The 26,900-nt window shown below is 73.1% G+C and carries 28 protein-coding genes; 13 read left to right on the forward strand and 15 right to left on the reverse strand.

The genetic code is table 11. From position 1 onward, the window contains the following. Positions 1-10: 10 nt before the first annotated feature. Positions 11-1,429, reverse strand: coding sequence for an FAD-dependent oxidoreductase (locus ACIP89_RS17630; protein ID WP_401930816.1), 1,419 nt, complete (start codon positions 1,427-1,429; stop codon positions 11-13). 83 nt (positions 1,430-1,512) lie between these two features. Continuing rightward, entirely contained in the window at positions 1,513-2,364 is an 852-nt protein-coding gene (locus tag ACIP89_RS17635; RefSeq protein WP_402115571.1) for a DUF4349 domain-containing protein, read from the reverse strand. A 249-nt stretch (positions 2,365-2,613) separates the two neighbouring features. On the opposite strand from ACIP89_RS17635, the gene hemG reads away from it, so the two are divergent. Then, positions 2,614-4,125, forward strand: coding sequence for a protoporphyrinogen oxidase (gene hemG / locus ACIP89_RS17640; protein ID WP_402115573.1), 1,512 nt, complete (start codon positions 2,614-2,616; stop codon positions 4,123-4,125). Between the two features lie 4 nt (positions 4,126-4,129). Beyond that, on the forward strand, positions 4,130-4,864 hold the full coding sequence (gene hemQ / locus ACIP89_RS17645; protein ID WP_401929292.1) for a hydrogen peroxide-dependent heme synthase: 735 nt from the start codon (positions 4,130-4,132) through the stop codon (positions 4,862-4,864). Positions 4,865-5,025: 161 nt separating this feature from the next. Here the strand turns inward: hemQ and ACIP89_RS17650 are convergent, their stop codons facing one another. The 3 genes from ACIP89_RS17650 to ACIP89_RS17660 all read right to left on the reverse strand — a co-directional run bounded on the left by ACIP89_RS17650 (position 5,026) and on the right by ACIP89_RS17660 (position 8,333). Next, the gene (locus ACIP89_RS17650; protein WP_401929290.1) at positions 5,026-6,048 is read right to left on the reverse strand and encodes a TIGR04222 domain-containing membrane protein; all 1,023 of its coding nucleotides are present in this window, start codon (positions 6,046-6,048) and stop codon (positions 5,026-5,028) included. A gap of 1 nt (position 6,049) precedes the next feature. Beyond that, the gene (locus tag ACIP89_RS17655) at positions 6,050-7,366 is read right to left on the reverse strand and encodes a DUF692 domain-containing protein (RefSeq protein WP_402115575.1); all 1,317 of its coding nucleotides are present in this window, start codon (positions 7,364-7,366) and stop codon (positions 6,050-6,052) included. Positions 7,367-7,562: 196 nt separating this feature from the next. Continuing rightward, the gene (locus ACIP89_RS17660; RefSeq protein WP_402115577.1) at positions 7,563-8,333 is read right to left on the reverse strand and encodes a peptidyl-tRNA hydrolase; all 771 of its coding nucleotides are present in this window, start codon (positions 8,331-8,333) and stop codon (positions 7,563-7,565) included. A 71-nt stretch (positions 8,334-8,404) separates the two neighbouring features. Between ACIP89_RS17660 and ACIP89_RS17665 the strand changes: the two genes are divergently transcribed. The 4 genes from ACIP89_RS17665 to ACIP89_RS17680 are packed head-to-tail and all read left to right on the forward strand — an operon-like array spanning position 8,405 to position 10,905. Then, on the forward strand, positions 8,405-9,082 hold the full coding sequence (locus tag ACIP89_RS17665; protein WP_401930826.1) for an AIM24 family protein: 678 nt from the start codon (positions 8,405-8,407) through the stop codon (positions 9,080-9,082). An 11-nt stretch (positions 9,083-9,093) separates the two neighbouring features. Further along, positions 9,094-10,044, forward strand: coding sequence for an ATP-binding cassette domain-containing protein (locus ACIP89_RS17670; RefSeq protein WP_402115864.1), 951 nt, complete (start codon positions 9,094-9,096; stop codon positions 10,042-10,044). Continuing rightward, positions 10,041-10,712, forward strand: a complete 672-nt coding sequence (locus tag ACIP89_RS17675; protein WP_402115579.1) for an ABC transporter — start codon at positions 10,041-10,043, stop codon at positions 10,710-10,712. Before ACIP89_RS17670 ends, ACIP89_RS17675 begins: the two co-directional genes overlap by 4 nt. Positions 10,713-10,725: 13 nt before the next feature. Further along, on the forward strand, positions 10,726-10,905 hold the full coding sequence (locus ACIP89_RS17680) for a hypothetical protein (RefSeq protein WP_402115581.1): 180 nt from the start codon (positions 10,726-10,728) through the stop codon (positions 10,903-10,905). 20 nt (positions 10,906-10,925) lie between these two features. On the opposite strand, the gene ACIP89_RS17685 is transcribed toward ACIP89_RS17680, so the two are convergent. From ACIP89_RS17685 to zapE, 4 genes are all read right to left on the reverse strand, one after another. Continuing rightward, complete coding sequence (locus ACIP89_RS17685; RefSeq protein WP_402115582.1) at positions 10,926-11,801, reverse strand: polysaccharide deacetylase family protein; 876 nt, start codon at positions 11,799-11,801, stop codon at positions 10,926-10,928. Between the two features lie 132 nt (positions 11,802-11,933). Beyond that, entirely contained in the window at positions 11,934-13,313 is a 1,380-nt protein-coding gene (locus ACIP89_RS17690) for an alkaline phosphatase PhoX (protein WP_402115584.1), read from the reverse strand. A 138-nt stretch (positions 13,314-13,451) separates the two neighbouring features. Further along, positions 13,452-13,877: an OsmC family protein gene (locus tag ACIP89_RS17695; protein ID WP_401929277.1), complete on the reverse strand. Its 426-nt coding sequence runs from the start codon at positions 13,875-13,877 to the stop codon at positions 13,452-13,454. An 83-nt stretch (positions 13,878-13,960) separates the two neighbouring features. After that, positions 13,961-15,052: a cell division protein ZapE gene (gene zapE / locus ACIP89_RS17700; protein WP_401930837.1), complete on the reverse strand. Its 1,092-nt coding sequence runs from the start codon at positions 15,050-15,052 to the stop codon at positions 13,961-13,963. 36 nt (positions 15,053-15,088) lie between these two features. Between zapE and ACIP89_RS17705 the strand changes: the two genes are divergently transcribed. The 4 genes from ACIP89_RS17705 (at position 15,089) to msrB (ending at position 18,307) form a co-directional block, all read left to right on the forward strand. After that, positions 15,089-15,853 carry a pyrimidine reductase family protein gene (locus tag ACIP89_RS17705; protein WP_402115585.1) on the forward strand — a complete coding sequence of 255 codons (765 nt, stop codon included), beginning with the start codon at positions 15,089-15,091 and terminating at the stop codon, positions 15,851-15,853. 147 nt (positions 15,854-16,000) lie between these two features. Beyond that, positions 16,001-16,453 carry an indole-3-glycerol phosphate synthase gene (locus tag ACIP89_RS17710; RefSeq protein WP_123527980.1) on the forward strand — a complete coding sequence of 151 codons (453 nt, stop codon included), beginning with the start codon at positions 16,001-16,003 and terminating at the stop codon, positions 16,451-16,453. A 41-nt stretch (positions 16,454-16,494) separates the two neighbouring features. Further along, on the forward strand, positions 16,495-17,889 hold the full coding sequence (murC, locus tag ACIP89_RS17715; RefSeq protein ID WP_401929271.1) for a UDP-N-acetylmuramate--L-alanine ligase: 1,395 nt from the start codon (positions 16,495-16,497) through the stop codon (positions 17,887-17,889). A 10-nt stretch (positions 17,890-17,899) separates the two neighbouring features. Then, positions 17,900-18,307, forward strand: a complete 408-nt coding sequence (gene msrB / locus ACIP89_RS17720; protein WP_073734897.1) for a peptide-methionine (R)-S-oxide reductase MsrB — start codon at positions 17,900-17,902, stop codon at positions 18,305-18,307. Between the two features lie 14 nt (positions 18,308-18,321). Here the strand turns inward: msrB and ACIP89_RS17725 are convergent, their stop codons facing one another. The 3 genes from ACIP89_RS17725 to ACIP89_RS17735 form a co-directional block, all read right to left on the reverse strand. Beyond that, positions 18,322-19,914 carry a serine/threonine-protein kinase gene (locus tag ACIP89_RS17725; RefSeq protein ID WP_402115587.1) on the reverse strand — a complete coding sequence of 531 codons (1,593 nt, stop codon included), beginning with the start codon at positions 19,912-19,914 and terminating at the stop codon, positions 18,322-18,324. 131 nt (positions 19,915-20,045) lie between these two features. After that, a complete protein-coding gene (locus ACIP89_RS17730; RefSeq protein ID WP_123527298.1) occupies positions 20,046-20,504 on the reverse strand; it encodes a hypothetical protein in 459 nt (152 codons plus the stop codon). A 120-nt stretch (positions 20,505-20,624) separates the two neighbouring features. Then, positions 20,625-23,102 (reverse strand): GTPase-associated protein 1-related protein, encoded by a 2,478-nt coding sequence (locus ACIP89_RS17735; protein WP_402115588.1) that lies wholly within the window; start codon positions 23,100-23,102, stop codon positions 20,625-20,627. A gap of 222 nt (positions 23,103-23,324) precedes the next feature. Here ACIP89_RS17735 and ACIP89_RS17740 point away from each other — a divergent pair, with 222 nt between their 5' ends. Beyond that, entirely contained in the window at positions 23,325-23,879 is a 555-nt protein-coding gene (locus ACIP89_RS17740; RefSeq protein WP_402115590.1) for a hypothetical protein, read from the forward strand. Here the strand turns inward: ACIP89_RS17740 and ACIP89_RS17745 are convergent. Together ACIP89_RS17745 and ACIP89_RS17750 are read right to left on the reverse strand one after the other, a co-directional pair. Beyond that, positions 23,870-24,118 carry a DUF397 domain-containing protein gene (locus tag ACIP89_RS17745; protein ID WP_402115591.1) on the reverse strand — a complete coding sequence of 83 codons (249 nt, stop codon included), beginning with the start codon at positions 24,116-24,118 and terminating at the stop codon, positions 23,870-23,872. The two genes, ACIP89_RS17740 and ACIP89_RS17745, sit on opposite strands and share 10 nt — an antisense overlap. Beyond that, a complete protein-coding gene (locus tag ACIP89_RS17750) occupies positions 24,115-24,927 on the reverse strand; it encodes a helix-turn-helix domain-containing protein (protein ID WP_402115592.1) in 813 nt (270 codons plus the stop codon). Before ACIP89_RS17750 ends, ACIP89_RS17745 begins: the two co-directional genes overlap by 4 nt. A gap of 153 nt (positions 24,928-25,080) precedes the next feature. On the opposite strand from ACIP89_RS17750, the gene ACIP89_RS17755 reads away from it, so the two are divergent. Continuing rightward, on the forward strand, positions 25,081-25,542 hold the full coding sequence (locus ACIP89_RS17755; RefSeq protein WP_401929260.1) for an ATP-binding protein: 462 nt from the start codon (positions 25,081-25,083) through the stop codon (positions 25,540-25,542). A gap of 37 nt (positions 25,543-25,579) precedes the next feature. Here ACIP89_RS17755 and ACIP89_RS17760 read toward each other — a convergent pair whose 3' ends face one another. Further along, on the reverse strand, positions 25,580-26,200 hold the full coding sequence (locus tag ACIP89_RS17760) for an L-threonylcarbamoyladenylate synthase (protein WP_311302547.1): 621 nt from the start codon (positions 26,198-26,200) through the stop codon (positions 25,580-25,582). A 192-nt stretch (positions 26,201-26,392) separates the two neighbouring features. On the opposite strand from ACIP89_RS17760, the gene ACIP89_RS17765 reads away from it, so the two are divergent. Next, positions 26,393-26,845 carry a MarR family winged helix-turn-helix transcriptional regulator gene (locus ACIP89_RS17765; protein ID WP_401929258.1) on the forward strand — a complete coding sequence of 151 codons (453 nt, stop codon included), beginning with the start codon at positions 26,393-26,395 and terminating at the stop codon, positions 26,843-26,845. Positions 26,846-26,900 lie beyond the last annotated feature (55 nt).

Consider the following 26,900-nt stretch of genomic DNA (forward strand, 5'->3'; position numbering starts at 1 on the left):
GGCGCCGCGCTCAGGCGGTGCCCGCCTCGCGTACGGCCGTCACCGCCTTGCGGGCGGCCACCAGCACCGGGTCCCAGACCGGGGAGAACGGCGGGGCGTAACCGAGGTCCAGGGACGTCATCCGCTCCACCGTCATCCCGGCGGTGAGCGCCACCGCCGCGATGTCCACCCGCTTCGCCGCCCCGTCCCGGCCCACGATCTGCACGCCCAGCAGCCGTCCGGTGCGGTACTCCGCGAGCATCTTCACCGTCATCGGCCGCGCTCCCGGGTAGTAGCCCGCCCGGCCCGTCGACTCGATCGTCGCCGTGACGAACCGCAGGCCCACCGCGCGGGCGTCCTTCTCGCGCAGCCCGGTACGGGCGATCTCCAGGTCGCACACCTTGCTGACCGCCGTGCCGACCACCCCCGGGAACGTCCCGTAGCCGCCGGCGACATTGGACCCGATGATCTGGCCGTGCTTGTTGGCGTGCGTGCCCAGCGCGATGTGCCGGGTGCGGCCCGCCACCAGGTCGAGGACCTCCACGCAGTCGCCGCCCGCCCAGATGTTCTCGTGGCCGGCGACCCGCATCGACAGATCGGTGAGCAGCCCGCCGTGCGGGCCGACCGGCAGCCCCACCGCGCGGGCCAGCGCCGTCTCCGGCTCGACGCCGATGCCGAGCACCACCACATCCGCCGGGTAGGAGGAGTCCGCCGTCTCCACCGCGCTCACCCGGCCCTCTGGGCCGGTGCGGATCGCGGTGACCTCGGCCCGGTTCACCGTGGTGATCCCCAGGGCGTCCATCGCGTCGTGCACCAGACGCCCCATGTCGGGGTCGAGCGTCGCCATCGGCTGCTCGCCCCGGTTGAGCACGGTCACCTCGAAACCGCGCTTCAGCATCGCCTCGGCCATCTCGACCCCGATGTAGCCCGCGCCCACGACGACCGCGCGCCGGACCCCGCTCCCTGGTCCGGCCCGGTCCGCACGGACCGCCCCGACCCGGTCCAGGGAGTCCAGCAGCGCCTGGCCGTCGTCCAGGGTCTGCACCCCGTGCACCCCGGGCGCGTCCATACCGGGCAGCGACGGCCGCACCGGCCTGGCGCCCGTCGCGATCACCAGCTTGTCGAAACCGGTCCAGGCCGTCTCGCCGGACTCCCGGTCCAGGGAGCGCACCCGCTGCCCCGCGACATCGATCTCCGTCACCTCGGTGCGCATCCGCAGATCGATGTCCCGGGCCCGGTGCTCCTCGGGGGTGCGGGCGATCAGCTCGTCCCGCCGCTCCACGTCACCGCCGACCCAGTACGGGATGCCGCAGGCGGAGTACGAGGTGAAGTGGCCCCGCTCGAAGGCGGTGATGCTCAACTCGTCCGGGCCCTTGAGCCGGCGTGCCTGGGACGCGGCGGACATTCCCGCCGCGTCACCGCCGATGACCACCAGTCGTTCCGCCGTCATGCCAGTCCCTTCGATACCCCGTCCGAAGGCCCACGCTACGGCGCCACGGCCCCAGGAGCGTCAGGGGCGCCCCCGGGAGGCGCTCACTCGCCCTCCGGGCCCGCCTTCCGGCCCCGGCGGCCCAGCCGCTGCCACAGGACCACCACGACGGCGGCCACGGCCAGGAACGGGGCCGCCGCGCCCAGCGCCATCGCGAGCCACTTGATCACCGTCACGAACACGTGCCAGCCACCGCTCAGGGCGTCCAGGAACCCCGGACCGTCCTCGTCGTCGGCCACCGCCTTCGCGTGCGGCTTCGGCTCCGAGAGGTTGAGCGTGATCGTGGCCATCGTGGTGCGGTCCTTCAGCGAGGCCTGCTCGGCCAGCATCGATTCGAGCGCGGCCTGACGACTGCTCAGCTCACCTTCGAGCGACACCACATCGGACAGCTCGTCGGCCCGCTCCATCAGCTTGCGCACCCGCGCCACACTCGTGCGCTGGCTGGCGATCCGGCTGTCCACGTCGACGACCTGGTCGGTCACGTCCTTCGCGGTCGACGTGCGCGACAGCAGCTTGCCCGTGCCCGAGAGCTCCCGCAGCACGCTGTCGTACTCGCCCTGCGGAACCCGCAGCACCACATGCGAGGAGGCCCGGACGGCGTCGACCTGCTCGGTCTTCTCGTCGGCCACCAGACCGCCGGCGGCCTCCGCCGTCACCCGCGCGGCCGCCGCCGCCTCCGGCGCGCTCCTCACCTCCACGGACAGCGAGGCGGTACGGATGACATGGGCGGCGGCCGACGGATTCGGCTTCTTCGCCGCCGAACCGCCCGCGCCCTTTTCCGCGCCTTCGCTGCCCGGGGCCACGCCGTCCTGCTGCGCCGGGGCGGCGGCCCGGCGGTCCGCGCCCTTCGCGGTGTCGTCGTCACCGGCCGCGCCGCAGCCGCTCAACGCCAGCACGGCGGTGAGCAGTCCGGCGGCGAGAGCGGTCTGCCTGCGGCGGGCACCCGGACGGCCCGGACGATCCCGGCGCCCCCGACGGTCTGGATGTCTGTTCGCGTGAATGGCTGGTGCTGCGTGCATAAGTGTCCCCCCAGGACGAGTTGTTGCTGATACAGCTTCGACGCACGAGGGGCCGGTCGGGTTTGCCGATACGGGTTTCGAAGCGGTCACGTTCAGGACTCGGAAGCGGTTTGAGAGAGTGGGGGTATGCAGGCTTCAGCAAACGGCACGGACAGGGCCACGGGACACGTCGTCGTCATCGGCGGCGGCATCGCCGGACTCGCGGCCGCCCAACGGCTCCTCGGCACCGGGCTGCGGGTCACCCTCCTGGAGGCGACCGACCGGCTCGGCGGCAAACTCAGGACCGGCGAGGTGGCGGGCGTCCAGGTCGATCTCGGCGCCGAATCGATGCTGGCCCGCCGTCCGGAGGCGGTCGGCCTGGCACGGGCCGTCGGCCTCGCCAACCGGCTCCAGCCGCCCGCCACGGCCACCGCCTCGCTGTGGACCCGCGACGCGCTGCGCCCCATGCCCAAGGGCCATGTGATGGGCGTGCCGGGCGACCCGGCGGCGCTCGGCGAGGTGCTCTCGCCCGAGGGTCTCGCCCGGATCGCGCAGGAGCGGGACCTCACCCCGACCGAGGTCGGGGACGATGTCGCGGTCGGCGCGTACGTGGCCGACCGGCTGGGCCGCGAGGTCGTCGACCGGCTGGTGGAGCCGCTGCTCGGCGGGGTCTACGCGGGCGACGCCTACCGGATCTCGATGCGCGCGGCCGTACCCCAGCTCTTCGAGATCGCCCGGCGGGGCGGCTCGCTGCTCGACGGGGTCACCCGCGTCCAGGAGCGGGCCGCGGCCCGGCAGCAGACCGGGCCGGTCTTCCAGGGCATCGCCGGCGGGATCGGCACCCTCCCGGACGCGGTCGCCGCCGCCGTACGCGCGGGGGGCGGCGAGATCCTCACCGAGACCCCGGTGCTCGGGCTGACCCGTACCGCGAGCGGCTGGGACGTCCGCACCGACACCCGGGTGATCCCCGCCGACGGCATCGTCCTCGCCGCCCCCGCCTGGTCCGCCTCCACCCTGCTCGCCGCCGAGTCACCGGCCGCCTCCGCCGAACTCGCGGGCGTCGAGTACGCGTCGATGGCCCTGGTCACCATGGCCTTCCGCCGCTCGGACGTGACGGCCGCCGGAACGCTCGACGGGCGCTCCGGATTCCTGGTGCCGCCGGTCGAGGGCCGCACCATCAAGGCCGCCACCTTCTCCAGCCGGAAGTGGCAGTGGGTCGACGACGCGTCCCCCGACCTGTTCCTCCTGCGCACCTCGGTCGGCCGGTACGGCGAGGAGGACCACCTGCACCGCGAGGACGCGGAGATCGTCGACGTGTCGCGGAGCGATCTCGCGGCGGCGACCGGACTGGCCGCCCTGCCCGTGGCCACCGAGGTCACCCGGTGGATCGGCGGACTGCCCCAGTACCCCGTCGGCCACCTCGGCCGGGTCGCCCGCATCCGGGAGGAGGTCGCCAAGCTCCCCGCGCTGCGGGTCTGCGGCGCGGTCTACGACGGGGTCGGCATCCCGGCGTGCATCGCGAGCGCCCACCGGGCCGCGGACGAGATCACGGACGAGATCACGGGAGCGGGCACGGGGAGGATCGCGGGGGAGAGCACCGGGGAGATCATCGCCACGCCCACCCTGGTTCAGGGCACAGGGAGCGAGGCGGGACAATAGCCGTATGAGTGCTCCCGAGACTGTGACATCAAGCAAGGGCCCGAACGCCGGCAAGAAGGCGAAGGACCTCAACGACGTCGTCCGCTACACCCTGTGGTCCGTCTTCAAGCTCCGTGACGTGCTGCCCGCGGACGCGGACCGCGCCGCGTACTCCGGCGAGGTGCAGGAGCTGTTCGACCAGCTCGCCGCCAAGGACGTCACCGTTCGCGGCACCTACGACGTCTCCGGACTCCGTGCCGACGCCGACGTCATGATCTGGTGGCACTCCGAGACGGCGGAGGCGCTTCAGGAGGCGTACAACCTCTTCCGGCGCACCCGGCTGGGCCGGAGCCTCACGCCGGTCTGGTCGAACATGGCGCTGCACCGCCCCGCCGAGTTCAACAAGTCGCACATCCCGGCGTTCCTCGCCGACGAGACGCCGCGCGACTACATCAGCGTGTACCCCTTCGTGCGCTCCTACGACTGGTACCTGCTGCCCGACGAGGACCGCCGCCGCATGCTCGCCGACCACGGCAAGATGGCCCGCGGCTTCCCGGACGTGCGCGCCAACACCGTCGCCTCCTTCTCGCTGGGCGACTACGAGTGGGTGCTGGCCTTCGAGGCCGACGAGCTGCACCGCATCGTCGACCTGATGCGTCATCTGCGGGCCTCCGAGGCGCGGATGCACGTCCGCGAGGAGGTCCCCTTCTACACCGGCCGGCGCAAGTCGGTCGCGGACCTGGTGGCCGGGCTCGCGTAGCGAGCGGGTTCCGACCACCCCAACCCGGAAGATCAGACGGCGGGCACCGCGGCACCGTGTGCCGCCCGCCGTTCCAGCGACACCGGGTTCGGCTCCTGGTGCGGCGCGCAGCCTGCGCGCCGCACCGGCGTCGTTTTACGGCCCCTCGGCCACCCGGCCGGTCACGAGCTGCTGCCGCAGCTCGACCCGCCGCCTCCGCAACTGGACCCGCCTCCGCAGCTCGATCCTCCGCCGCAGCTGGACCCGCCTCCGCAGCTGGACCCCGAGCCGGAACCGCAGCCGCCACCCCCGCCGCCATGGCCGTGTCCGTGCCCGGAGGAGCCCCCGCACCCGCCACCGCCCGGCGTCGTACCGGCGCACCACGCCGCCGCGGCGAACGGGGCGCCGGAGGAATCCGAGAGGTGGGGCGAAGGCGTGGACGTATGGGCCGACCTGACCCGGGACGCGGCGAGCAGCTGCGCCCGAAGCTCGGGATCGGGTACGGCCCGAGGTCCCGCGACCGCCACCAGATGGGCCGGATCGGTCCGGTACCCGTTGGCCGCCAGGTACGCGGAGACGGCCCTGCGGCCCGCTTTGGTGATCCGGTACCGGGAGGCGGCCGCGCAGACGAAGCCGATGACGGCTCCGGCGACGAGCGGCAGGAACACCTTCGCGAGGAACGGGAAGTCCGGTCCGCCGACGGACTCCGACGAGGTGAACTCCTGGATGGTCACCGCGATCGAGGCCGGGATGGCGAGCAGGCAGAGCACCCCCTGCGCCACACCCCACCGGCCCCGGGACCGGCTGTCCGCGGGCGTGCTCAGCAGCCCGCGCGCCGCCAGCCCGTCGCCGATCTCCTGCACCGCGGGATGGCGCATCGTCGCGACCCGCAGGTTCCACAGCGCACCGCTCAGGGCCGCGGTGTGCTCCTGGAGCACGGCCCGTTCCACCGGGTCGTGCGCGAGGTGCCGGTGGACCGCGACGATGCCGGGCCCGCCGACGGCCAGCCGGCCGTCCGCGTGCATGGCGGCGAGCGCGGTGTCCACGACCCGGGCGGGGCCGCCGTTCAGGAAGGCCACCTCGAAGAGGTCATGGACGGGACCGCCGGGCCCGCGCCCCGCGCGGCGGCCCGTTCTGATCAGCAGCGTCGAGGAGACCGCGATGGCGATCACCATGACCAGGGCGGCGATGCTCGTTGCGGCCATGTCATCGCCCCGCGAGTACGGATCGGGCGGCCCGCGCCAGCCGGGTGGTGCGGCGGGGCGGGCGTGGTGCGGCCCGGTCCTGCCACCAGTACGTCAGCCGGCGGCGGGCGGCGCCGTCCTCGGGGCGGCCCGCGACGAGCAGCTGCTCCGCGAAGTCCAGCGCGTCGCGCCGGTAACCGGCGGACATCGGGCGGGCCTTGGCGTAGCCGAGGAACGCGTCCCGGTAGCCCTGCCCCAGGATCTCCGGGAGTTCGGGTGCCACCTTCGCGACGACATCGGCGCGCTTGGCGGCCAGCGCCCGGCTCTGCACCCCGAGCCGCCGGTGGTCGAAGCCCTCCGGTACGGGGGCGCCGGCGACCAGGGCGGAGAGCAGCGAGGCCTGCGCCACCGCGACCCGGTCCCGGGCGGCGTCCGGACCGGCGGCCCCGCGCACCGGGGCCGGGGCCGGGGCAGGGGCGGGTGACGGACCGGCGGGCCGGGTCCGGGGCACCCCGGACGGGCCCGCGTCGAGCGTGGCCCGGATCGCGTCCAGCTCGCCCGCCAGCTCGCCGGCCGGCGGGAAGTCGTCGTCGCGCTCCAGCAGTACCCCGGGCGGGCTGACCCGGGAGCGCAGCTCGGCCAGGACGTCGAGGACCGGTGCGGTGACCGGGTGGGCGTGCGTGTCGTGCCAGACGCCGTCCTTCTCGACGCCGCCCGCCACATGCACGTACGCGATGGCCTCCACCGGCAGCTCGTCCAGGGCCGTGGCCGGGTCCTCGCCCCGGTTGACGTGGTTGGTGTGCAGGTTGGCCACGTCGATGAGCAGCCCGACCCCCGTGCGCTCGACCAGCTCGGCCAGGAACTGGCCCTCGGTCAGCTCCTCGTCCGGCCAGCAGATCAGCGCCGCGATGTTCTCCAGGGCCAGCGGCACCGGCAGCGAGTCCTGCGCGATCCGCACGTTCTCGCACAGCACGTCCAGCGCGGCCCAGGTGCGCGGCACGGGCAGCAGGTGCCCCGCCTCCAGCACGGGGGACGCGGTGCGCGGTCCGCCCGCCCGTACGAACGCGATGTGCTCGGTCACCAGCGGCGCGCCCAGCAGCGCGGCCCGCTCCGCGAGGGCGGTGAGCCGGCCGGGCTCCGGGCGCTCTGCCCCGCCCAGCCCGAGCGAGACCCCGTGCGGCACCACGGTGACACCGCGCTCCCGCAACCGCGCCAGGGAGGCGGGCAGATGGTCGCCGCAGAGGTTCTCCGCGACCGCCTCCACCCAGTCGATCCCCGGCAGCGCCTCCACCTCGTCGGCGATCTCCGGCCGCCAGCCAATCCCGATACCCAGCTTCATGGTGTCCCCCCACTGCTCCACTCCGTGCAGGTGTCATGGCCCCGGCACACGGCGCTGAATCCGAGGAGAGGGACGTTCAGAGCTTGATTTGAGGTTCCCGAATCCCGCGAGGCTCTGCGGGCGCCCGGCGCTCCCCGGCCTCCGGAACCCGCGCGGCGCCTGCTGCCCCGGGCAGCGCCCGCCGTCGCCTCGGCGCCTACCGCCGCGGCGACGCCGGAAGGGAGCCGACGCGGTGGGCGCCCTCGGCCACCACGGTCTTCCCGGGGGCGATCTCGGTGAATCCGGCGTCCTCCACCACCGGCAGTCCGCTCACCGCGAGCTCCCGCCAGCGGTCCGCGGCCGCCGTGGCGACCGACAGCGGGAAGCCCGCCTCGCGCCAGGCCGTGCGCTCCTGCTCGGAGAGATCCCACCAGGCGAGCTGCGCCCCGTGCCCGACCTGCGCCATCTCCTTGCCCGCCGACATGTCGAGCTCCGGGTTCAGCCAGAGGACCGGCCCGGCGGCGGGGTCGGGTGCGGCGGGCGGCTCCGGGTCGTCCAGCTCCGTCCCGGAGACCTGGAGCTTGGCGAGCTCCTTGGGCCAGCCGTCCAGCGGCACCGGTGGGAACACCCGCACCTCGGCGCTCTCGCCGGTGACGGTGATCCCGGGCAGCGCGCAGGCCTTGCGCCACTCCGCGCCGCGCGCCCGCCGCACCACCTTGCGGATCCGGGCGTCCTGCCAGTCCCGCATCGCCTGTGCCCACTCGCCCTCGCCCACGGAGCGCTCGTCGGAGAGCATCACCAGCACCGCGCGGGCCGCCGTGCGCAGGGCGTCGGTGCGGGCCGGGGGAGCCGCCTTCTCGATATGGACGACCAGCGGGAGTACGTACTGCTGCGCTTCGTCCCGGTTCGTCCGCTCGGGGCGGAAGGGGCTGTCCGCGGGCAGGCCGGCGGTCTCGGACGGGGCTGCGGGGGTGTCGTTGCTGCTCACCCGTCCAGTCTGCCAGTCGCCCGGAGCCCGGCTCTTGGCGGAATGAATCCCTCCGGGTGAGGATGCACCGCATGAAGAGCGATCTATTCTCCAGCGAGCACATGGCGGAGCAGGCAACCGCCCCCGGAATGACCCTGCAGAACGCCAAATCGATCAAGTACGCGGTGAGCGGCGAGATGCACGCACGCCAGGGGGCGATGATCGCCTTCCGCGGCGACCTCCAGTTCGAACGCAAGGGTCAGGGCCTCGGCGGCATGCTCAAGCGTGCCGTCACGGGCGAGGGACTGCCGCTGATGGCCGTGCGCGGCCAGGGCGAGGCGTGGTTCGCGCACGAGGCGGCCAACTGCTTCATCGTGGAGATGGAGCAGGGCGACGTCCTCACCATCAACGGCCGCAACGTCCTGTGCTTCGACTCCACGCTCGGCTACGAGATCAAGACGGTGAAGGGCGCCGGGATGACCGGCGGCGGTCTCTTCAACAGCGTCTTCACCGGGTACGGAAAGCTCGGCCTGATGTGCGAGGGCAACCCCATCGTGATCCCCGTCACGCCGCAGCAGCCGGTGTGCGTCGACACGGACGCGGTCGTCGGCTGGAGCGCCCACCTGACCACCTCGCTGCACCGCTCGCAGAGCGTCGGCTCGATGCTGCGCGGCGGTTCCGGCGAAGCCGTCCAACTGCGCCTCGACGGCGAGGGATTCGTGATCGTACGGCCCAGCGAGGCCAAGCCGGAGAAGGCGTCCGCCAACTGAGTGCGGACATCCTGCGGCTGCGGGGAGTGGGCCGCCGGTACGGACTGGCGGGCCCCTGGGTGCTGCGCGGGGTCGATCTCGCCCTGCCCGCACGCGCCCTGGTCCGGATCGAGGGGGCCAACGGCACCGGCAAGTCCACCCTGCTGCGGCTTCTCGCCCGCGTCGACGCCCCCACCGAGGGCCGGATCTCCGGCGGCCGGCCGCGCACGGCGTACGTCCCCGAGCGGTTCCCGGCGGCGCTGCCCTTCACCGCCGCCGGATACCTCGTCCACCTCGGCCGCGTCCACGGGCTGCGCACGGCGGAGGCGGCGGCCCGCGCGGACGCGTGGCTGACCCGCTTCGGCGCGGCCGGCCACGCCCGTACCCGGCTGGCGGAGCTGTCCAAGGGCACCAGCCAGAAGGTCGCCGTCGCGCAGGCGCTGCTGGCGGAGCCGGAGCTGCTGGTGCTGGACGAGGCCTGGACCGGCCTGGACGCCGCGGCCCGCCAGGAACTGGACCGGGCCGTCGCCGAGCGGGTCGCCGCGGGGGCCACCGTCGTCTTCGTCGACCACGACCCGCGCCGGCTCGCGGGCGCCGCCGGCCACACGTTCCGCGTCGAGGGGCAGCGGCTGGTCGGGGTGCCCCGCGCACCGGCCGGGACGGACCCCGGCCCCCGGGTACGGATCGACGCCGTGGGTCCGCCGGGCGGCACGGCCCCCGCCGGACTGCCCGGAGACCCCGAACAGGCGCGGCGTGCGGACGGCGTGCTGCGGCTGACGGTGAGCGCCGCGCACTCCGACGCGCTGCTGAGCGCGCTGCTCGCGGCCCGCCCGCCCTGGCACATCCGCCGGCTCGCACCGGTGCCCGAAGCGCCCCCGTCACCCGCGGAGGCCGACGCCGACGCTGCCCCGGCCTCCGCTGCCGCCACCACCTCCACCGCTCCGGCCCCGGCCCCCTCCACCGCCCCCGGCGAGGCGCCATGACCGCGCTCGTCCGCTACCAGGCCGCTCTGCTGCTCCGCTCGCAGAGCTGGCTCGCGCCGGTACTCCTGTACCTGGCCTTCCTCGGCATCGGCATCCGCTCGGGGCAGCCCGTGCTGGATTCGCTCGGCTACGCCGCGGCCGGGCTGCTGCCCGTCACCGCGTGGCTCGTGCGGATCTGCGCCGGCCAGGAACCGCCCGCCGCCCGGACCGTCGTCGCCGCGGCGGCCGGCGGGCAGCCGAGGGCCCACCTGGCGGCGCTCCTCGCGGCGCTGGGGTGCGCCGGGCTGCTCGGCGCGGCGGCGACCGCGGCCGTGCTGCTGATCAGCGACCCGGCCGACGCCCGCCACACCGTCCGGGTCCCGCTGCCGTCCGCCGGGCTCGCCGGGCTGCTCGCGGCCGGCTGCTGCGTCCTGCTGGGGGCGGCGGTCGGGGCGCTGTGCACCCGTCCGCTGCTGCACCGGCGCGGCTGGTCCGTCGCCGCGACCGTGCTCGCCGCGCTGCTGGCCCTGGTGACCGGCGGATCGCCCGCGAAGTACGCGGTGACGGGGCTGGTCACCGGCTCGCTCACCGGCACCGTCCACCTGCCGGTCCTCCCCTTCGCCGGTGCCGCGGCCGTCGCGGCGGCGGCGCTCGCCCTCGCCTCCAAGCTCACTTCCGTCCGCGGCTGAGTAGGCTCCTGCCATGGACCGGAGCGCGCGTGACGAGGCGGACGAGAGCGTGGACGAGCCGGACGGCGGGCCGCCGTTCGCGGAGTGCGTGCTGTGCCGGAAGCCGACCGAGTACGCCGAGTCGGTCAGGGGCATCACCCTCTGCCCGGTCTGTGAATGGCAGGAGGCCCAGCGCACGGCCTGCTCGGGCTGACGCGCCGGCCGGGGCGATGCTCAGCCGCGCGTCAGCTCGGACACCTTGACGAAGCGGTATCCGCGCTTCCGCAGCTCCGGCACCACCTGGCCGACCGCCTGGCCGGTGACCGGCGCCGCGCTGCGGGTGCAGTGCATGACCACCAGCGAACCGGGCCTCACCCCGTCCAGCACCTGCTCCGCCACGGCGTCCGCGTCCGTCGCGAAGGCGTCGCCGCTGACGACGTCCCACTGCACCGCCGTCACCTTCTCCGCCGCGAGCGCGCGCAGCGAGGCATCGTCGTAGCAGCCGCCGGGGAAGCGGAAGTACGGCACCACATTGCGGGCCCCGGTCTTCCGGATCGCGCCGAAGGCCCGCTGCACCTCGCCGCCGATCTCGTCGGACCCCATGGCCGGCAGCCCGTAGCAGGGCGACGTGAAGGCGTAGTGGCTGTAGGAGTGGTTGGCGATCTCGAAGAGCGGGTCCGTGCCGATGGAGCGGGCCTGCGAGGGGTACTCCTCGGCCCAGCGGCCGGTCATGAAGACCGTCGCCGGGACCTTCAGCCGCCGCAGCAGGGCGATCAGCTCCGGGTTGTCGAAGTGCTCGCCGCCGGCCGCGCGAGGGCCCTCGTCGGCCGTCATGTCGGCGTCGAAGGTGAGCGCGACGACTTTGGCGGCGCTCTTCGGGCCCCGCTTCAGGACGCGGGCCAGGCCCTCCGGACCCGGCGCCAGGGTGGGCGGCGGCTTCGCGGCGGCGGGGGGAGCGCTTGAGGGGGCCTTCGACGGGGCTCCCGAGGCGGCGTCCGGAGGAGCGGCCAGGGCGGCTGCGGGCCGGTCGCCCGGGGCGTGCCCCGAGGTGCTCGCGCAGCCTGCCAGGGCGCTTCCGAGCACCACGCCCAGAACGGTCACGGCGGTCATTCTTCGCATAGAAGATGTCATTATCGGAAAATAACTGATCAACCGTCACCGGCTCGCCCGTGGTGCCCCGTGCCGCGAAGAGGCCCCCGGACGGCGGCGGGCCGGGCCGCCGCCGTCCGGGGGCTCAGTGGGTCAGTGCCACGGCCCCGTCACGGCGAACGTCGTTCCGGGGGTGTAGCAGTTCATGAACATCGTCCGGTGGTCGGGGGAGAACGTGACCCCGGCGAACTCGCCCCACTCCGGCTTCCCGGGCGTTCCGATGTTCTGCCGGCCGCGCGCCATCGCGTACACCTCGCCGCGCCTGGTCAGGCCGAACACGTGCTGGGCACCACCGCCGTCCTCGCACACCATCAGCCCGCCGTCGGAGGCCAGGCAGATGTTGTCCGGGGACTCGCCGGGCAGCTGGATGTCCGTACCCGGACCGAAGGCGATGACCAGGGTCAGCCGGCGCCGCTGCGGCTCGTACCGCCACACCTGTCCGAAGTGGTCGGCGGCCGATCCCTCCGAGCTGTGGGCGAAGCTGGAGACGAAGTAGACGGACGACCCGCCCCAGTAGCACCCCTCCAGCTTCTGGCCGTGGGTGATCCCCTTCGGCCCGAAGTCCTGGAACCGGACGGGCGTCTGTGCGGCCAGTGGATCCGGTACGGGGACCCACTCGATGCCCTCGAAGGCCGTCCCGGTCTCCCGCACCGCAGAGAGGTCGGGGACGCCCGGCACCCGCATGGCCTCCAGCCGGCCGCCGGCCCGGAGCGAGCCCGTGCCGCCCAGCGGTTTCTCCGGCAGGAAGCGGTAGAACAGCCCGAACGGCTTGTCGAACGCGTCCTCGGTCTCGTACACGACACCGCTCCGCGGATCGATCGCGACCGCTTCGTGCTGGAAGCGGCCCATCGCGGTCAGCGGCACGGCTCCGGTGCGGTGCGGGTCGGCGCCGTCCACCTCGAAGATGTAGCCGTGATCCTTGGTGTAGCCGTTGGTACCGGCCTTGTCCTCGGTCTCCTCGCAGGTCAGCCAGGTGTTCCAAGGGGTGCGCCCGCCCGCGCAGTTGACCGCCGTGCCGGCGATGGCGACCCGTTCGCCGAGCACCCGGTTGTCGCCGTCGAGCTCCAGGGCCGTGCAGCCGCCCTTGCCCATCGGGTCGTACGTGAGGCCATCGACGGCCGGTACGGCGATCGCCGCGTCGGCCCGGTTCTCGTGGTTGCGCACCAGCCGGACGTGTCCGCGCCGGCCGGCGAACGCCGCCATGCCGTCGCAGTGGCTGGGGACCGGGCCCTCGCCGGAACGGAGCGGATCGCCCTCGCGGGAGAGCACCCGGTAGCGGAAACCCTTCGGCAGGTCGAGCAGTCCGTCGGGGTCGGGCACCAGCGGGCCGTAGCCGGCGTGGCCGTGGGCGGCGGCGGTACCCGCGAAGAGTTCGGTGAACACCCCGGCGAAGGCGACCGTGGCGACCGCGGCGCCGGTGCCTGCCAGGACCTGACGTCGTGTCGCGGACTGTGGTGCTGCTGCGGATGACATGAGGCAACTTCCTGTGGGGGACAGGAGCAGTGACCCGCACGTGTGTACCACGCGTAACACCGCGCGGGAACCATGCGGGCCACCGGCCTCAGCTGTGTCCGATCAGTGTCCCGGGCCGCGGACGGCCCGAAACGTCACTCAGGCGAGCGACGCGCTGAGCGTGATCGTCGTGCCCGTCAGCGCCTGGCTCACCGGGCAGTTGGCCTTCGCGTCCTCGGCCGCCTTGACGAAGCCCGCCTCGTCGAGACCGGGCACCTCGCCCACGACGGTGAGGTGGATGCCCGTGATGCCGGTGCCGGGCACGAAGGTGACCGCGGCCTGGGTGTTCAGCCGGGTCGCAGGGGTCTCGGCCGAGGCCAGCCCGTTGGAGAGCGCCATCGAGAAGCAGCTGGAGTGCGCTGCGGCGATGAGCTCCTCCGGGCTGGTCTTGCCGTTCGCCTGCTCCGCGCGGGACGGCCAGGAGACCGGGTAGTCCCCGATCCCGGAGGAGTCGAAGGTGACGACACCGCTGCCCTGGAGCAGGTTGCCTTCCCAGACCGTGTGCGCCTGACGCGTGGTAGCCATGCTGGTTCCCTTCAAACGGAATACGCGGTGGTGCGGTGCGGCGGGCCACTTCGTCGTGTCCCGCCGGTGTTACGCCCCCGAACCTACTGCGCCACCAGTCCCTCTGCGTCGCGCGCCAGTGCCGTCAGCCTGGAGATTGCCCGGAAGTACTTCTTCCGGTACCCGCCGTTCAGCATCTCCTCGCTGAACAGCCGGTCGAACGGCAGCCCGGCGGCGAGGACCGGGACCTCCCGGTCGTACAGCCGGTCCGCGAGCACCACGAGCCGCAGCGCGGTCGACTGGTCGGGCACCGGCTGCACCTCGGTGAGGCACACCGCCCGCAGACCGTCCGTCAGCGCGCCGTACCGGCTCGGGTGGACGCGGGCCAGGTGGTCGAGCAGCGCGGGGAAGTCGTCCAGGCTGGCGCCCTCGGTCGCGTACGCGGCCCGGGTGACCTGCTCCTCGGAGAACGGCGGCGGGGCGTCGGGCAGACCCCGGTGCCGGTAGTCCTCGCCGTCGATGCGCAGCGGGCGGAAGTGCGCGGAGAGCCCCTGGATCTCGCGCAGGAAGTCGGCGGCGGCGAACCGGCCCTCACCGAGCTTGCCCGGCAGCGTGTTGGAGGTCGCGGCCAGCGCCACCCCCGCCTCGACCAGCCGGCTCAGCAGCGAGGAGACCAGCACCGTGTCGCCCGGGTCGTCGAGCTCGAACTCGTCGATGCACAGCAGCCGGTGCCCGCTCAGCGTCTGCACGGTCTGCTGGAAACCGAGCGCGCCGACCAGGTTGGTCAGCTCGACGAAGGTGCCGAAGGCCTTCAGGGAGGGTGCTGCGGGCGTGGCGTGCCAGAGCGAGGCGAGCAGATGGGTCTTGCCGACGCCGTAGCCGCCGTCCAGGTAGACCCCGCGCGGTGCGCTGGGCGCCGTCGGCTTCTTCCCGAACCACTTGCGCCTGCCTTCACCCGAGGCGTGTGACCCGCCGAGCCCGGCGGCGAAGTCGCTCAGGACCTCGACCGCCTCGGTCTGGCTCGGCTGGTTCGGGTCCGGGACGTACGTATCGAAGCGCACCGAATCGAAGCGCGGCGGCGGCACCATCTCCGCGACCAGCCGGTCGGCGGGGACACGCGGTTCGAGGGCGCACAGGGACAGCGGGGCCGTTTCGGCTATGGGGCTGGGCCCCGGCACGGCGTGGGAGGACGACACAACTGTCTACCTTACGGGCGTGCCAGACTGCCTGACATGCGACGCCTGTTCCCTGTGACGGACCTGACAGCGGCTGAGGACCGGGGCGAGTGGAGCCTGGACGCCCTCGCCGACGCCTACGCCTACCCCGACACGGACGGCCCCTGGCTGCGCGCCAACATGGTGTCGACGCTCGACGGGGCCGCCCAGCACGACGGCCGCTCCCAGCCGATCTCCTGCGCGAGCGACATGCGGATCTTCGGCACCCTGCGGGGGCTCGCGGACGTGGTGATCGCGGGCGCGGAGACGGTACGGCTGGAGGGGTACCGGCCCGCCCGCGCCCGGGAGGCCTTCGCGGCCCGGCGGAAGGCGGCCGGTCAGGGGCCAGCACCGGCCGTGGCCGTGGTGAGCGGCAGCCTCGACCTGGACTTCTCGCTCCCGCTCTTCGTCTCGCCGCTGGTCCCGACGCTGGTGCTGACCGGTGCGGACGCGCCGCCGGACCGGATCGCGGCGGCCCGGGAGGCGGGCGCGGAGGTGGTCGTCGCGGGGGAGGGGGCCCGGGTGGACCCCGCCAGGGCGGTGCGGGAGCTGGCCCGGCTGGGCCACCGGCGGCTGCTGACGGAGGGCGGGCCCAGGCTGCTCGGTCAGTTCGTGGCGGCGGGCGCGCTGGACGAGATGTGTCTGACGCTGGCACCGATGCTGACCGCCGGGGACGCCCAGCGGATCGCGGGCGGCCCGTCGGTGGCCGTGCCGGAACGATTCGCCCTGGCGTCGGTACTGGAAGAGGCCGGGTTCCTCTTCTCTCGGTACCGTCGGATCTGACAATCAGCGGAATATACCGTTCCGGTTAGCGTTCGGTGGGCAGAATGGAACGCGGACCCCGTGCGAGCACGGGGAAGGATGGTTTCAGCAGTGGCCGGCGACGGTCACTGAAGCAGAAGGGCGCCTGTGGTGTTCACCAGCGTTTTGATGATCGAGAAGCCCCTCACTTCCGAGGACGTCGAGTTCGTCACCACCCTGCACGGGGAGGAGCAGATCTCCTTCGTCGTGCTGATGCAGCCACGAGGCGACCAGGCGGATGTGCTGTTGCGGGCCATCGACGACCTGGCGATGGGCGAACTGAAGGAAGCGGCCCGGGAGAGCGAGGAACCGGAGGGCAGAAACGCCAGGGAGTCCGCCGAACTCGCGCTCGAAGTGTCGCTGGAGGCACTGCGCCAGTCGGGCTCGGAAGCCGTCGGACAGGTGATCGAGACCCACCCCCTGGAGAAGCTCACCTCCGTGGTCGAGGAGTCGGAGGCCGACGAGGTCATCGTGCTGACCGCGCCGCACTACGTCGAGGAGTTCTTCCACCGCGACTGGGCGTCCCGCGCCCGGCACAAGGTCGGCGTACCGGTGCTCAAGCTCTTCGCGCACAGCGAATAGGCTGGGAGGCCCCACCCGTACCGACCCTGGGAGACACACGCATGGCACCCGGTATTCCTGCCGCCATGGAACGGCCGCACTTCATCGGCATCGGCGGCGCCGGAATGTCGGGCATCGCGAAGATCCTCACCAGTCGCGGCGCGAAGGTCGCGGGCAGCGACTCCAAGGAGTCGCCCACCGCCGGGGCGCTGCGCGCGCTGGGGGCGACCGTCCACATCGGGCACGCCGCCGGGCACCTGGCGGACGACGCCAGCTGCGTGGTCGTCTCCAGCGCCATCCGCGCCGACAATCCGGAGCTGGTGCGCGCCGGGGAGCTCTCGATCCCCGTCGTGCACCGCTCCGACGCGCTCGCCTCGCTGATGGAGGGAGTGCGCGCCATCGCCGTCGCGGGCACCCACGGCAAGACGACCACCACATCGATGCTGGCCGTCGCCCTGACCGAGCTGGGCCTCGACCCCTCGTACGCGATCGGCGGCGACCTCGCCGGACCCGGCACCAACGCCACGCACGGCGAGGGCGAGATCTTCGTCGCCGAGGCCGACGAGAGCGACCGCAGCTTCCAGAAGTACGACCCCGAGGTCGCGATCGTCCTCAACGTCGAGCTGGACCACCACGCGAACTACGCCTCGATGGACGAGATCTACGACTCCTTCGAGACCTTCGTCGGCAAGATCGTCCCCGACGGCACCCTGGTGATCTCCGCCGACCAGGCCGGCGCCGTCGAGCTGACCCGCCGGGTGCGCGACCAGTCGGCGCTCAAGGTCGTCACCTACGGCGAGGCCGCGACCGCCGACGTACGCGTCCAGAAGATCAACCAGCGCGGCCTGACCAGCGAGGTCACCGTCGTCCTGAACGGGAAGTACCTCACCTTCACCGTCTCCGTCCCCGGCCGCCACTACGCGCTCAACGCCGTGGCCGCCCTCGCCGCCGGCGTCGCCCTCGGCATCCCGGCGCACAACCTGGCCTCGGCCCTCGGCAAGTACACCGGCGTCAAGCGCCGCCTCCAGCTCAAGGGCGAGGCGGCCGGCGTCCAGGTCATCGACAGCTACGCGCACCACCCCACCGAGATGACCGCCGACCTCGAAGCGATGCGCGGCGCCGCCTCCGACGCCCGCCTCCTGGTCGTCTTCCAGCCCCACCTCTTCTCCCGCACCCAGGAGCTCGGCACCGAGATGGGCCAGGCCCTCGCGCTGGCCGACGCCTCCGTGGTGCTGGACATCTACCCGGCCCGCGAGGACCCGATCCCCGGCATCACCAGCACCCTGATCATCGACGCCGCACGGGCGGCTGGTGCCGACGTCACCGCCGTCCACGACAAGGCCGCGGTCCCCGAGGCCGTCGCGGGAATGGCGAAGCCCGGCGATCTCGTTCTCACCATGGGAGCGGGCGACGTCACGGACCTCGGCCCGCAGATCCTGGACCACCTGTCGAGCTGAGGGAGCCACTGTGCCGTACGACATCGACAAGCCCGACGAGGAGTGGCGGGCGGAGCTGTCCCCCGCCGAGTACGCGGTACTGCGCCAGGCCGGTACCGAGCCCGCCTTCGTCGGCGAGTACACCGACACCAAGACGACGGGCGTCTACTCCTGCCGCGCCTGTGACGCGGAGCTGTTCCGCTCCGACACCAAATTCGAGTCGCACTGCGGCTGGCCGTCCTTCTACGACCCGAAGGACAGCGACGCGGTCGAACTGATCCAGGACCGCACCCACGGCATGGTCCGCACCGAGGTCCGCTGCGCCCGCTGCGGCTCGCACCTGGGCCACGTCTTCGAGGGCGAGGGCTACCCGACCCCCACGGACCAGCGGTACTGCATCAACTCGATCTCGCTGCGGCTCACGCCGGACGGAAGCTGAGCCGAGGCGCGGGGTCAGACCTGCGCCCGAGCCACCGCTGATGCCCCGGCACGGGGCATCAGCAGGGTGGCCACGAGCGAGACGGCCGCCCACGCCCCCGCACCGGCCGCGAGCGCGAGACCCGCGGAGACATCGCCCCCGGCAGCCAGCAGGCCGGCCAGCACGACGCCGTTGAGCAGACCGCTGGCCGTGCCGGCCGCCGTGTGCCACGGTGCCCTGCGGACCACCGTCCCGACCGCCCTGCGCAGCCCCAGGCCGGCGAAGAACAGCGCGGGGACGCCGAGCACGCCCGACAGCAGCGCTGTCCACCAGGGCGACGGCGGCCAGACGAGCAGGAACACGACGGCGAGCACGGTGCAGAGCATCGCCATGAGCAGCAGACCGGTGTCCGCGGCCGTCTTGTCGTCCGGTGCGACGGTCGGAGCCCCCATGTAGGCCGCCGCCATGGCGACCAGGAAGACCGGCAGGCACAGGGACACGGTCCAGACCGGGGCCCAGCCTGTCAGCAGCGCGAACTGGGACCAGAGGGCGCCGGTGGTGAGCAGCGCGATCCACGACGACTCCCGCCCGGCCCCGGGGATCGTCCGGGCGACGGCGGGCGTGGGGGCCGCGTCCGGCTCGGTGGCCGGGGCGGGCTGCGGCACCGGAGCCGCAGCAGGTGCCGGTGCCGGTCCGCGCGGGGGCCCGGCCACCGGTGCGCGAGGCGCGTCGACCGTCGGGGCAGCGGCGAGCTCCCGTATCCCGGGGATGCCCGGAGGCCCGTCCCCAGGGCCGTCCAGCACTCCGCGCAGACGCTCGGACACCTCGTCGGCCGTGGCGGGCCGATGGTCCGGGTCCTTGCGCAGCAGGGAGATGACCAAGTGGTCGAGAGCGGCCGGAACACCGGGACGCAGACTCCTCACCGGTTCCGGCGTCCCGTTGAGGTGCTGGGCCAGTACCGACCACCCGGCCCCCTCGAAGGGCGGTCTGCCCGCGAGGAGTTCGTACAGCAGGCAGCCCAGCGAGTAGAGGTCGCTGCGCCCGTCGAGAGTCCGGTCGCCGCGCACCTGCTCCGGTGACATGTAGGCGGGCGTGCCGATCGTCGCCCCGGTGCCGGTGAGCCCGGTCCCGGACTCCTCGACCAGCCGGGCGATGCCGAAGTCGCAGATTTTCAGGTCGTGTTCGCCGTCCCCGTACACCATGACGTTCGCCGGTTTGATGTCCCGGTGGACGACGCCCGCCCGGTGGGCGGCGGCGAGGCCGGCGCAGATCTGGAGCCCCCAGGCCACCACCGACTCGACGCTCCGCCGGTCCGTGGCGGTGAAGGAGGCCATGGAGCGGCCGGGGACCAGCTCCATGACCAGGAAGAGCACCTGGTGTCCCGCGACGGCGGCCTCGCCGTGGTCGTGGATGGTCACGATGCGCGGGTGGGTCAGCCGCGCGGTGGCCCGTGCCTCCTGGCGGAACCGTGCCGCCGACTGGCTGGTCGCGAGAGGGCTCTGGGTGATGACCTTGACGGCCACGTCACGGTCGAGCCGTGAGTCGACCGCCCGCCACACCTGGCCCATACCGCCGGCCCCGAGCATCTCCACCAGCCGGTAGCGGCTTTCGAGCACCTCTCCGTGCACCGAGCGCCCCCTTCGATCGTCGTGTCCGGGGCGTTGCGACCCGGCGGCGCCCCCACGGCTCCCGGGGCAGGATCCTACGCAGCGACCGGCGCGGAAACCCGCCGGGCCGGAGATCCCCCCGTGCGCGGGGCTCAGGCCTCGTCGGTCTCCGGCTTCAGCAGCGGGTGCACCACGCCGGGGAAGACCCGGGCCCGCACGACCTCCTCGGCCGAACCGCCCTGGATCACCGTCTCCGCCACACCCCAGGGCCGGCCCGGCAGCTCGACGAGCAGCGTGTACGAGGCGGGGCAGCCGGTGCACTCGTAGCGGTCGACCCAGGTCTCCACCTCGGTGGCGCTTCCCGGGTACCGCGCCACGTGCCGGTGCCGGGCGTGGCACCGCTCGCACGTCTCGCCCGGCTCGCAGGTGCCGCCGCACGGGCACGGCACGTCGAAGGACTCGGCCGGGCGCCACCGCTGGGTCAGGACCGCCTCACGGGTGGCGCCCATGTCCTTCATCGCCTTGAGGTTGCGGGCAGCCACGTTGTACGACTCACCGGTCGCGGCCATCCGGTCCCGGATCACGTCCTTGCGCCCGCGGTTCGTCGTCATCTGTTCCTCCTGGGGGTGTCACGCAGCCCGCCAGGTGGCCCACGAGATCGGTAGGCCCCAGGTTACCGGGCGCGGTGAGGCGCCCGCGACAATCCGGGGCCCGCCCGCGCCCGGCGGACGTCAGCCCCGGCGGACCCGGCCCGCGAGCCGCCTGCCCAGCCGGCCCAGGGTGCCCTGGCTCCGGCGGTTCCAGTCCCGGAAGGCCTCCGCCCGGCCGCTGCTGCCGGAGCGCCCGACGGCCTCCTCCACGGCCGCGACCCCGTCGGCGGACAGCGCGCGCACGGCGGGGCGCAGCACCTCCTCCAGCAGGGCGGCGGTGGTCCGGCTCCAGTCGGCCCCGGCGTGCGGGTGGGCCGTCCAGACGGCGAAGCAGCCGGCCGCGTAGCCGGGGTCCGCCGCCAGCCTGGCCCGGACGCCGGGGCCGTGCGCGGCCCGGTCGTACGCGGCGATGAGATCCGCGTCGGCGCTGTGCGCCAGGGCGTACAGCTCGGCCTCCGGCCCGTCCGGGGCGAGCAGCCGGGCGGCCAGGGCGCCGTAAGCGTGGCCGAGCACCCCCGGCTCCACCGGCTCCGCGCCCGGCCGCAGTGCGCGGACCCGCTGTGCCCACTCCGGCTCGCCCTCCCCGGAGCGCAGCTCGCGGGCGAAGTCCAGCAGCAGCAGGGCCCCGCGCTCCCGGCCCGCGATCTCCTGCGGGAAGCCGCGCAGCAGGTCGTGGGCGAGCTGGGGCGCCGCCTCCTCTTCGGCGGGGGCGTTCAGCGCGGCGGCGACCAGGTGCGACCAGGTGCCGGCCGTCCGGTGGGCGTCAGAGGTCGCGGTCTCCAGCAGCAGCCGGGCCTCGGCCACCGTCGGAGCGTCCTCCTCCCAGACCAGGCCCACCGCCGTCCGCAGCACCAGCGGTTCCGCGAACGGCGACATCCCGGCGGCCCGCAGCACCCGCTGCACCGCGCCCACCCGGTCGTCGCCGCAGGCCGCCTTGGCCTCGGGCGCCTCCGCGCACATCCGCAGGTGCGGCAGCAGCTGCGTACCGGTGAACGGCAGCGCCACCCGGCCCAGCAGCCGCTCCGCCCCGGCCGGGTCCTCCGGCGCGATCCGGTCCAGCGCGCCGAGCAGCGCCGTGCGCACGTCGAACTGTTCGTCCATCAGCTCCAGCAGCGCGGGCGCCCAGCCGGGGGAGTCCGGCGCCGCGGAGTCCCGGGTGTCCGCGAGGAGACCGGACGCCAGCCGCCGCACGACACCGGGCAGCAGCTCCGCGCAGTCCACCCCGAGCAGCCGGGCCACCCGGAGCAGCTGCACGGTGCGGGCCACGTCAAGACCGGTCCCCGGGCCGCTCAGCTCGGTGACGATCTCCGGGCCGAGCACCGCGGCGACGGCCTCGCCCTCCGGGCCGCTGAAGGCGGTCCGGCCGGGCAGCTCCACCGAGCCGTTCCCGCCCCGCACCGCCTCCGTCACCAGCATCGCGGCCAGCGGGGCGGTGGTCGTCGCGGGGGAGCGGCCGTCCAGCGCGGCGAACAGCCGCCCCGCCGCGTCGAACTCGGCCCCGCTGCGGTCGTCGACGCCCGCAGCGGTCAGTGCCTCGACGAGCTGCCGGGTGCGCTTCGCGTCCAGCGCGTACGGGCGCTCGGCGGCCCAGGCGGCGGCCGCGGCCCGCCCGCACGGCCCCAGCGCGATGCCCGCGCACAGGGCCGTCACCGCGACAGGCCCGGCGGCGAACGGCTCGCCGGGCAGCTCGGCCGCCTCCCGGAACAGCTCCGGGGTGCGGCTCCGCCAGATCCGGGCCGCGGTCTCGGCCCAGGCGTCGTCCACCGTCCCCTCCGGGCGAGGACCGGTGCAGGTGTGCACCCGGAACCCGGGCCCGGACAGCTCGTGCGCGTCCTGCGGCAGCACGCCCACGACGCGCTGCGGGGCGCGCTCCGGGTGGCGGGTGTACGTGGTGAAGGTCAGCAGCTCGGCGCTGGAGGGCGGCAGGACGGCGGCGGCCAGCGCGATCCACCGGGCCACGTCCGCGCTCTGCCGCTCGACGAGCACGACCTGCACGGACTCGCCGGAGTCGGCGGGCTCGCTCACCCGGCGCAGATCGGCCAGCACACCCGCGAGCCAGGGGCCGCGCGAGACGGCGAAGTCGTTGAGGCCCTCACGGTCGGCGGCGCTGCCCGTCGCGACGGACAGGGCGGTGACCGGATCGACGGCGGGCATCCGGTCCGGGGTCGCGGCGGCCCAGCGGGCGGAGCGGCAAACGGTGATCGGGAGCATCCCGCCCGGCAGGCGGGTACCGGCGGGGAGGTGGACCGCGTGGGCGTGGAAGCGCAGCGAGGACAGCTGCGCGGTGCGTACCGGCACGGTCCGGGCCAGCAGATGGCTGCCGTCGGACAGCGCGCTGAAACTGAGCGACTCGGGCAGCGCGCGCAGCGCGTTCTCGGTGACCTGGCGGGCGGTGCCGGTCGGCGGCTCGTACGCCAGGAGCGGTCCGGCCTCGGTGAGCGCCGCCGCGGGTATCGCCGCGTCAGCCGCCGTGAAACGGGCGGGTATCTCCGCGTCCTCGCCGCTCTCGGGTCCGTCCCCGGCCGTTGCGGAGGTGTAGTGCAACTGCGCGAGGCTCATGCGTCGGCTCTCTTCGTTCCTGCCATGAAGGTCCCCTGCCACCCGCACCCGCCGTCCGTGGTGGCAGCGCCGACCCGGCAGAGCGACGACCCCGGCGGGGAGAGTTCCGCAGTCGCTGGGGCGACGCTATCAAGTACCCGCGTGCGCTTGCGGCGAGAAGCCGGGGCGGGGGCGGGCGTGGCGGCCTTGTGCCCGATGGCAGGCCCTCGCCAGGCTGGAAAAATGATCCTTCCCTTCACCCACGACGGTGAGACCGGCAGCGTGACCATAGACGTTGAGCAGGTCGACGATCCTCGGACGATCGGCAAGCATCCCGCCATGCGGGGCTATCCGTGCTGCACGTCCACCGTGGCGTATCCGGGCAGGGGGTACCGGGCCATGTTCGGCTGGGTCCAGTTCGTCCGCTCGACGGACAACGCGTCCGGCGGTGCCGACTTCGACATGGACCCGTTCATCCTGTTCGAGGACGCGCCCTCCCCGTACTGCTTCTTCGGCATCAACCCCACCCTGTTCGACGCCCCGTCACGGGCCGAACGACGGCCGATGGCCTGGCTCGCGCACAGCTTCCTGGCGTACACGCCGCTGGATCGCGAACAGCGGTGCGTGATACCCCTGACCGGCTTCTCCTGGGGCTTCGGCATCGACGCCGAGGGAAATATCCCCGTCCGGCCGGCGGCGGCTCTCACCGCCGCCGACTGGGACGAGCACCTGCCGTACCTCGGTACCAGCTATCCCGCCTGGGAGTTCGAGAAGTGGCGGGCGGACCCTCAGTCCTGAACGGCGTAGCCGACGAACCGGGTCCAGGCGGTGGGTGCGAGGGCGAGCTGCGGGCCCTCGTGCACCTTGGAGTCGCGAATGTGGACGGTGGTGGGGCAGGTGGCGACCTCAACGCAGGAGTCGCCGGAGCTGCCGCTGTAGCTGGACTTGTGCCAGGACAGGGCGACTTCGACGCAGCTGTCGCCGTCGCCGCCGCTGTAGCTGCTCTTGAACCAGGCCAGTTCGGTGGTGCTGCTCATAACGCTCCTCGCATCTGCCGCAGCAGGCTCAAGGAGTCCTCTGGGGAGAGAGCCTGCGAACGCATCCTGGCATATCGCATTTGGAGCGTGCTCACCACTTTGGGATCGGAGATGAACTGGCCGCTTTCCTGGCCCTCGCAGTAGCCGAACCAGCGGTTCTCCGGGGTCTCCAGAAGCTGCATCGACCCGTCCAGCCCCGCGTGCCGCTCCCGCTTCACCGGGATGATCTGGATCTCGATGTTCCGCTGCGAGGCGAGCTCCAGGAGGTGGTCGATCAGCTCGGCGGTGACGTCCGGGCCACCGAGCCCGCGCAGCAGCAGATGCTCCTCCAGGATGAAGCTGTAGGCGGTGTTGGGCCGTTGCAAAAGCTCCTGGCGCTCCAGCCGGGCTGCCAGCTGCGTCTCGATCTTCTCGTCGCTCAGGAGCGGCAACTTCTCGGTGAACAGCGTCCGAGCGTACGCCTCCGTCTGCAACAAGCCCGGAATCAACCGGCACTCGTACGTGTAGAGGGCGATGGCCTCCTGCTCCAGCTGCGCCCACTGGCGGAACCAGTTCGCCAGCCCCGGCCGCCGCGACAGATGCTTCGCCGCCGCCTTCAGCACCCCCAGGCCGTCGAGCACCGACTCGGACCGCTCCACGAAGAGCGGCGGCGGAAACCTGCGGCCCTGCTCGATCGAGGCGACCGTCGGCACGGAGTACCGCACCATCGGGGCGAACTGCTCCTGGGTGAGCCCGGCCCGTTTGCGCAGGACTTTGAGTACCTCCCCGAACGACTTGAGGCTCTCCGAGTACTCGGGTTCGTCGGTCATGCGCGGCCGCCTTTCGCGTGCTGTCCCCGATCCGCAACCCGCTCATGGTCACGCATCGTGACCCATACTGTCCACGCTCCGTACCCGTACGCTGACCGAGCGTACGGGTTCCGTAGCTGGTCGCCGGGGGCCCCGCCGCGCAGGCTGAGCCGCATGGAACCACGCGTCACCCCCCACTCGCCGCGCACCGAGCGGCTCTTCGTGCAGCGGTTCAGCTCCACACCCCGAGGCGCGCGGCTCGCCCGCAGACTCGCCGTTCACCAGCTGAACGTCTGGGGCATCCCGTACCGCTCCGACGTGTCCGGTACGGCCGCGCTGCTGGTGGCCGAGCTGGCGGCCAACGCGGCGACGCACGGCCGCGTACCGGGAAGGGACTTCGAGCTGCTGCTCGGCATGATCGCCGGATGCCCGGAGGTGCTCGGCAGGCTCAGGATCGAGGTGTCCGACACCCGGGGTGAGCGCCGCCCGCCCGGCCCGGGGAAGGTCGTGAAGCCGCCGCCCGGGTCGGGCGGCGGATACGGGCTGGTGCTTGTCGAGGCGTTGGCGGACCGGTGGGCGGTGCTGGATCGCGTGCCGGGGAAGACGGTCGGCGTGGAACTGGACCTGGTGTACTGAACCGGGCCCCCGCTCACGCCCGGTCACGCTCTCCCGGCTACTCGAAGCGGGACGTGTCGCCCGCTCCCCGCCGTACGATCTCCAGCTCGCCGCTGGAGAAGTCGATGACGGTGGTCGGCTCCGTGCCGCAGTCGCCGGAGTCGACCACGACGTCCACCTCGTGGTCGAGCCGCTCCTTGATCTCCCAGCCCTGGGTCATCGGCTCCTCCTCGTCGGGGAGGAGCAGGGTGCTGGAGAGCAGCGGCTCCCCCAGCTCGCCCAACAGGGCCTGGACGACGGCGTGGTCGGGGATGCGGACGCCCACGGTCTTCTTCTTCGGGTGCAGCAGCTGGCGCGGCACCTCCTTCGTCGCCGGAAGGATGAAGGTGTACTGGCCGGGCGTCGCCGCCTTGATCGTGCGGAACACGTCGTTGTCGATGTGCACGAACTGCCCGAGCTGGGCGAAGTTCTGGCACATGAGCGTGAAGTGATGGCGGTCGTCGAGGTTGCGGATCGCGCGGATGCGGGTGATGCCGTCACGGCTGCCGAGCTGGCATCCCAGTGCGTAGCAGGAGTCCGTCGGATACGCGACGAGCGCGCCCGAGCGGATGCTGTCGGCCACGTTGCTGATGGTGCGCCGCTGCGGGTTTTCGGGGTGTACATCGAAATACTTCGCCATTCGGCGAGTCTACGGCCGTGGCCGGGGTCCGGCCCGTAGGCGAGATGCATCATGCAATCAATGTGTACTATGCATTTCTAGTGGCTCATGCACAACGAATGCAACATGCATACAATCTATGGTATATCTGCACAGAGAGGCGGCCTTCCCGGCAGGAGGCGGGCCCGCAATCGCAGTCGAAGGAAGCCTCGCGTGGACATGCCTGTGGACCGGATCGAGTTCGAGACCATGCTTCTCGGCCGCCATATGAACCTGCTCGCCTCCCGTGGCGGCGGGCGACTGGACCGGAGTGCCTACATCCTCCTCAGCCGCATCCAGGTGGAGGGCCCGATGTCCATCGGTGACCTGCGCGATGCCTTCGGCCTGGACGCCTCCACGCTGAACCGGCAGACCGCCGCCATGCTGCGGGCCGGTGTCGTCGAGCGCATCCCCGACCCGGAGGGCGGCATCGCCCGGAAGTTCGTCATCACCGAGGAGGGGACGCGGCGCCTGGACCGGGACCGGTCGGAGAACCTGGACGGCCTCGGGAGGCTGCTGGCCGACTGGACGCCCGAGGAGGCCGCCCAGCTCGCGGACAGCCTGGCCCGGCTCAACCGCGACATCGAACGCCTCGACGGACGGCCCTGGCCGCGCGACAAGTCCTGATCCGATGACCCTTCTGAGGCTCGTACGAAAAGTCGCTGATTAGCCATCAATGATG

Origin of the sequence: Streptomyces sp. NPDC088730 (assembly GCF_044751215.1) — a bacterium.
Classification (GTDB): domain Bacteria; phylum Actinomycetota; class Actinomycetes; order Streptomycetales; family Streptomycetaceae; genus Streptomyces.

What these genes read in the sequence shown, in the direction of transcription:
- ACIP89_RS17630 (WP_401930816.1), bottom strand. Translation starts at nt 1,429, where the DNA reads ATGACGGCGGAACGACTGGTGGTCATCGGCGGTGACGCGGCGGGAATG.
- hemG (WP_402115573.1), top strand. Translation starts at nt 2,614, where the DNA reads ATGCAGGCTTCAGCAAACGGCACGGACAGGGCCACGGGACACGTCGTC.
- hemQ (WP_401929292.1), top strand. Translation starts at nt 4,130, where the DNA reads ATGAGTGCTCCCGAGACTGTGACATCAAGCAAGGGCCCGAACGCCGGC.
- ACIP89_RS17650 (WP_401929290.1), bottom strand. Translation starts at nt 6,048, where the DNA reads ATGGCCGCAACGAGCATCGCCGCCCTGGTCATGGTGATCGCCATCGCG.
- ACIP89_RS17655 (WP_402115575.1), bottom strand. Translation starts at nt 7,366, where the DNA reads ATGAAGCTGGGTATCGGGATTGGCTGGCGGCCGGAGATCGCCGACGAG.
- ACIP89_RS17665 (WP_401930826.1), top strand. Translation starts at nt 8,405, where the DNA reads ATGAAGAGCGATCTATTCTCCAGCGAGCACATGGCGGAGCAGGCAACC.
- ACIP89_RS17675 (WP_402115579.1), top strand. Translation starts at nt 10,041, where the DNA reads ATGACCGCGCTCGTCCGCTACCAGGCCGCTCTGCTGCTCCGCTCGCAG.
- ACIP89_RS17680 (WP_402115581.1), top strand. Translation starts at nt 10,726, where the DNA reads ATGGACCGGAGCGCGCGTGACGAGGCGGACGAGAGCGTGGACGAGCCG.
- ACIP89_RS17685 (WP_402115582.1), bottom strand. Translation starts at nt 11,801, where the DNA reads ATGACCGCCGTGACCGTTCTGGGCGTGGTGCTCGGAAGCGCCCTGGCA.
- ACIP89_RS17690 (WP_402115584.1), bottom strand. Translation starts at nt 13,313, where the DNA reads ATGTCATCCGCAGCAGCACCACAGTCCGCGACACGACGTCAGGTCCTG.
- ACIP89_RS17695 (WP_401929277.1), bottom strand. Translation starts at nt 13,877, where the DNA reads ATGGCTACCACGCGTCAGGCGCACACGGTCTGGGAAGGCAACCTGCTC.
- ACIP89_RS17705 (WP_402115585.1), top strand. Translation starts at nt 15,089, where the DNA reads ATGCGACGCCTGTTCCCTGTGACGGACCTGACAGCGGCTGAGGACCGG.
- ACIP89_RS17710 (WP_123527980.1), top strand. Translation starts at nt 16,001, where the DNA reads ATGATCGAGAAGCCCCTCACTTCCGAGGACGTCGAGTTCGTCACCACC.
- murC (WP_401929271.1), top strand. Translation starts at nt 16,495, where the DNA reads ATGGCACCCGGTATTCCTGCCGCCATGGAACGGCCGCACTTCATCGGC.
- ACIP89_RS17730 (WP_123527298.1), bottom strand. Translation starts at nt 20,504, where the DNA reads ATGACGACGAACCGCGGGCGCAAGGACGTGATCCGGGACCGGATGGCC.
- ACIP89_RS17735 (WP_402115588.1), bottom strand. Translation starts at nt 23,102, where the DNA reads ATGAGCCTCGCGCAGTTGCACTACACCTCCGCAACGGCCGGGGACGGA.
- ACIP89_RS17740 (WP_402115590.1), top strand. Translation starts at nt 23,325, where the DNA reads ATGATCCTTCCCTTCACCCACGACGGTGAGACCGGCAGCGTGACCATA.
- ACIP89_RS17745 (WP_402115591.1), bottom strand. Translation starts at nt 24,118, where the DNA reads ATGAGCAGCACCACCGAACTGGCCTGGTTCAAGAGCAGCTACAGCGGC.
- ACIP89_RS17750 (WP_402115592.1), bottom strand. Translation starts at nt 24,927, where the DNA reads ATGACCGACGAACCCGAGTACTCGGAGAGCCTCAAGTCGTTCGGGGAG.
- ACIP89_RS17755 (WP_401929260.1), top strand. Translation starts at nt 25,081, where the DNA reads ATGGAACCACGCGTCACCCCCCACTCGCCGCGCACCGAGCGGCTCTTC.
- ACIP89_RS17760 (WP_311302547.1), bottom strand. Translation starts at nt 26,200, where the DNA reads ATGGCGAAGTATTTCGATGTACACCCCGAAAACCCGCAGCGGCGCACC.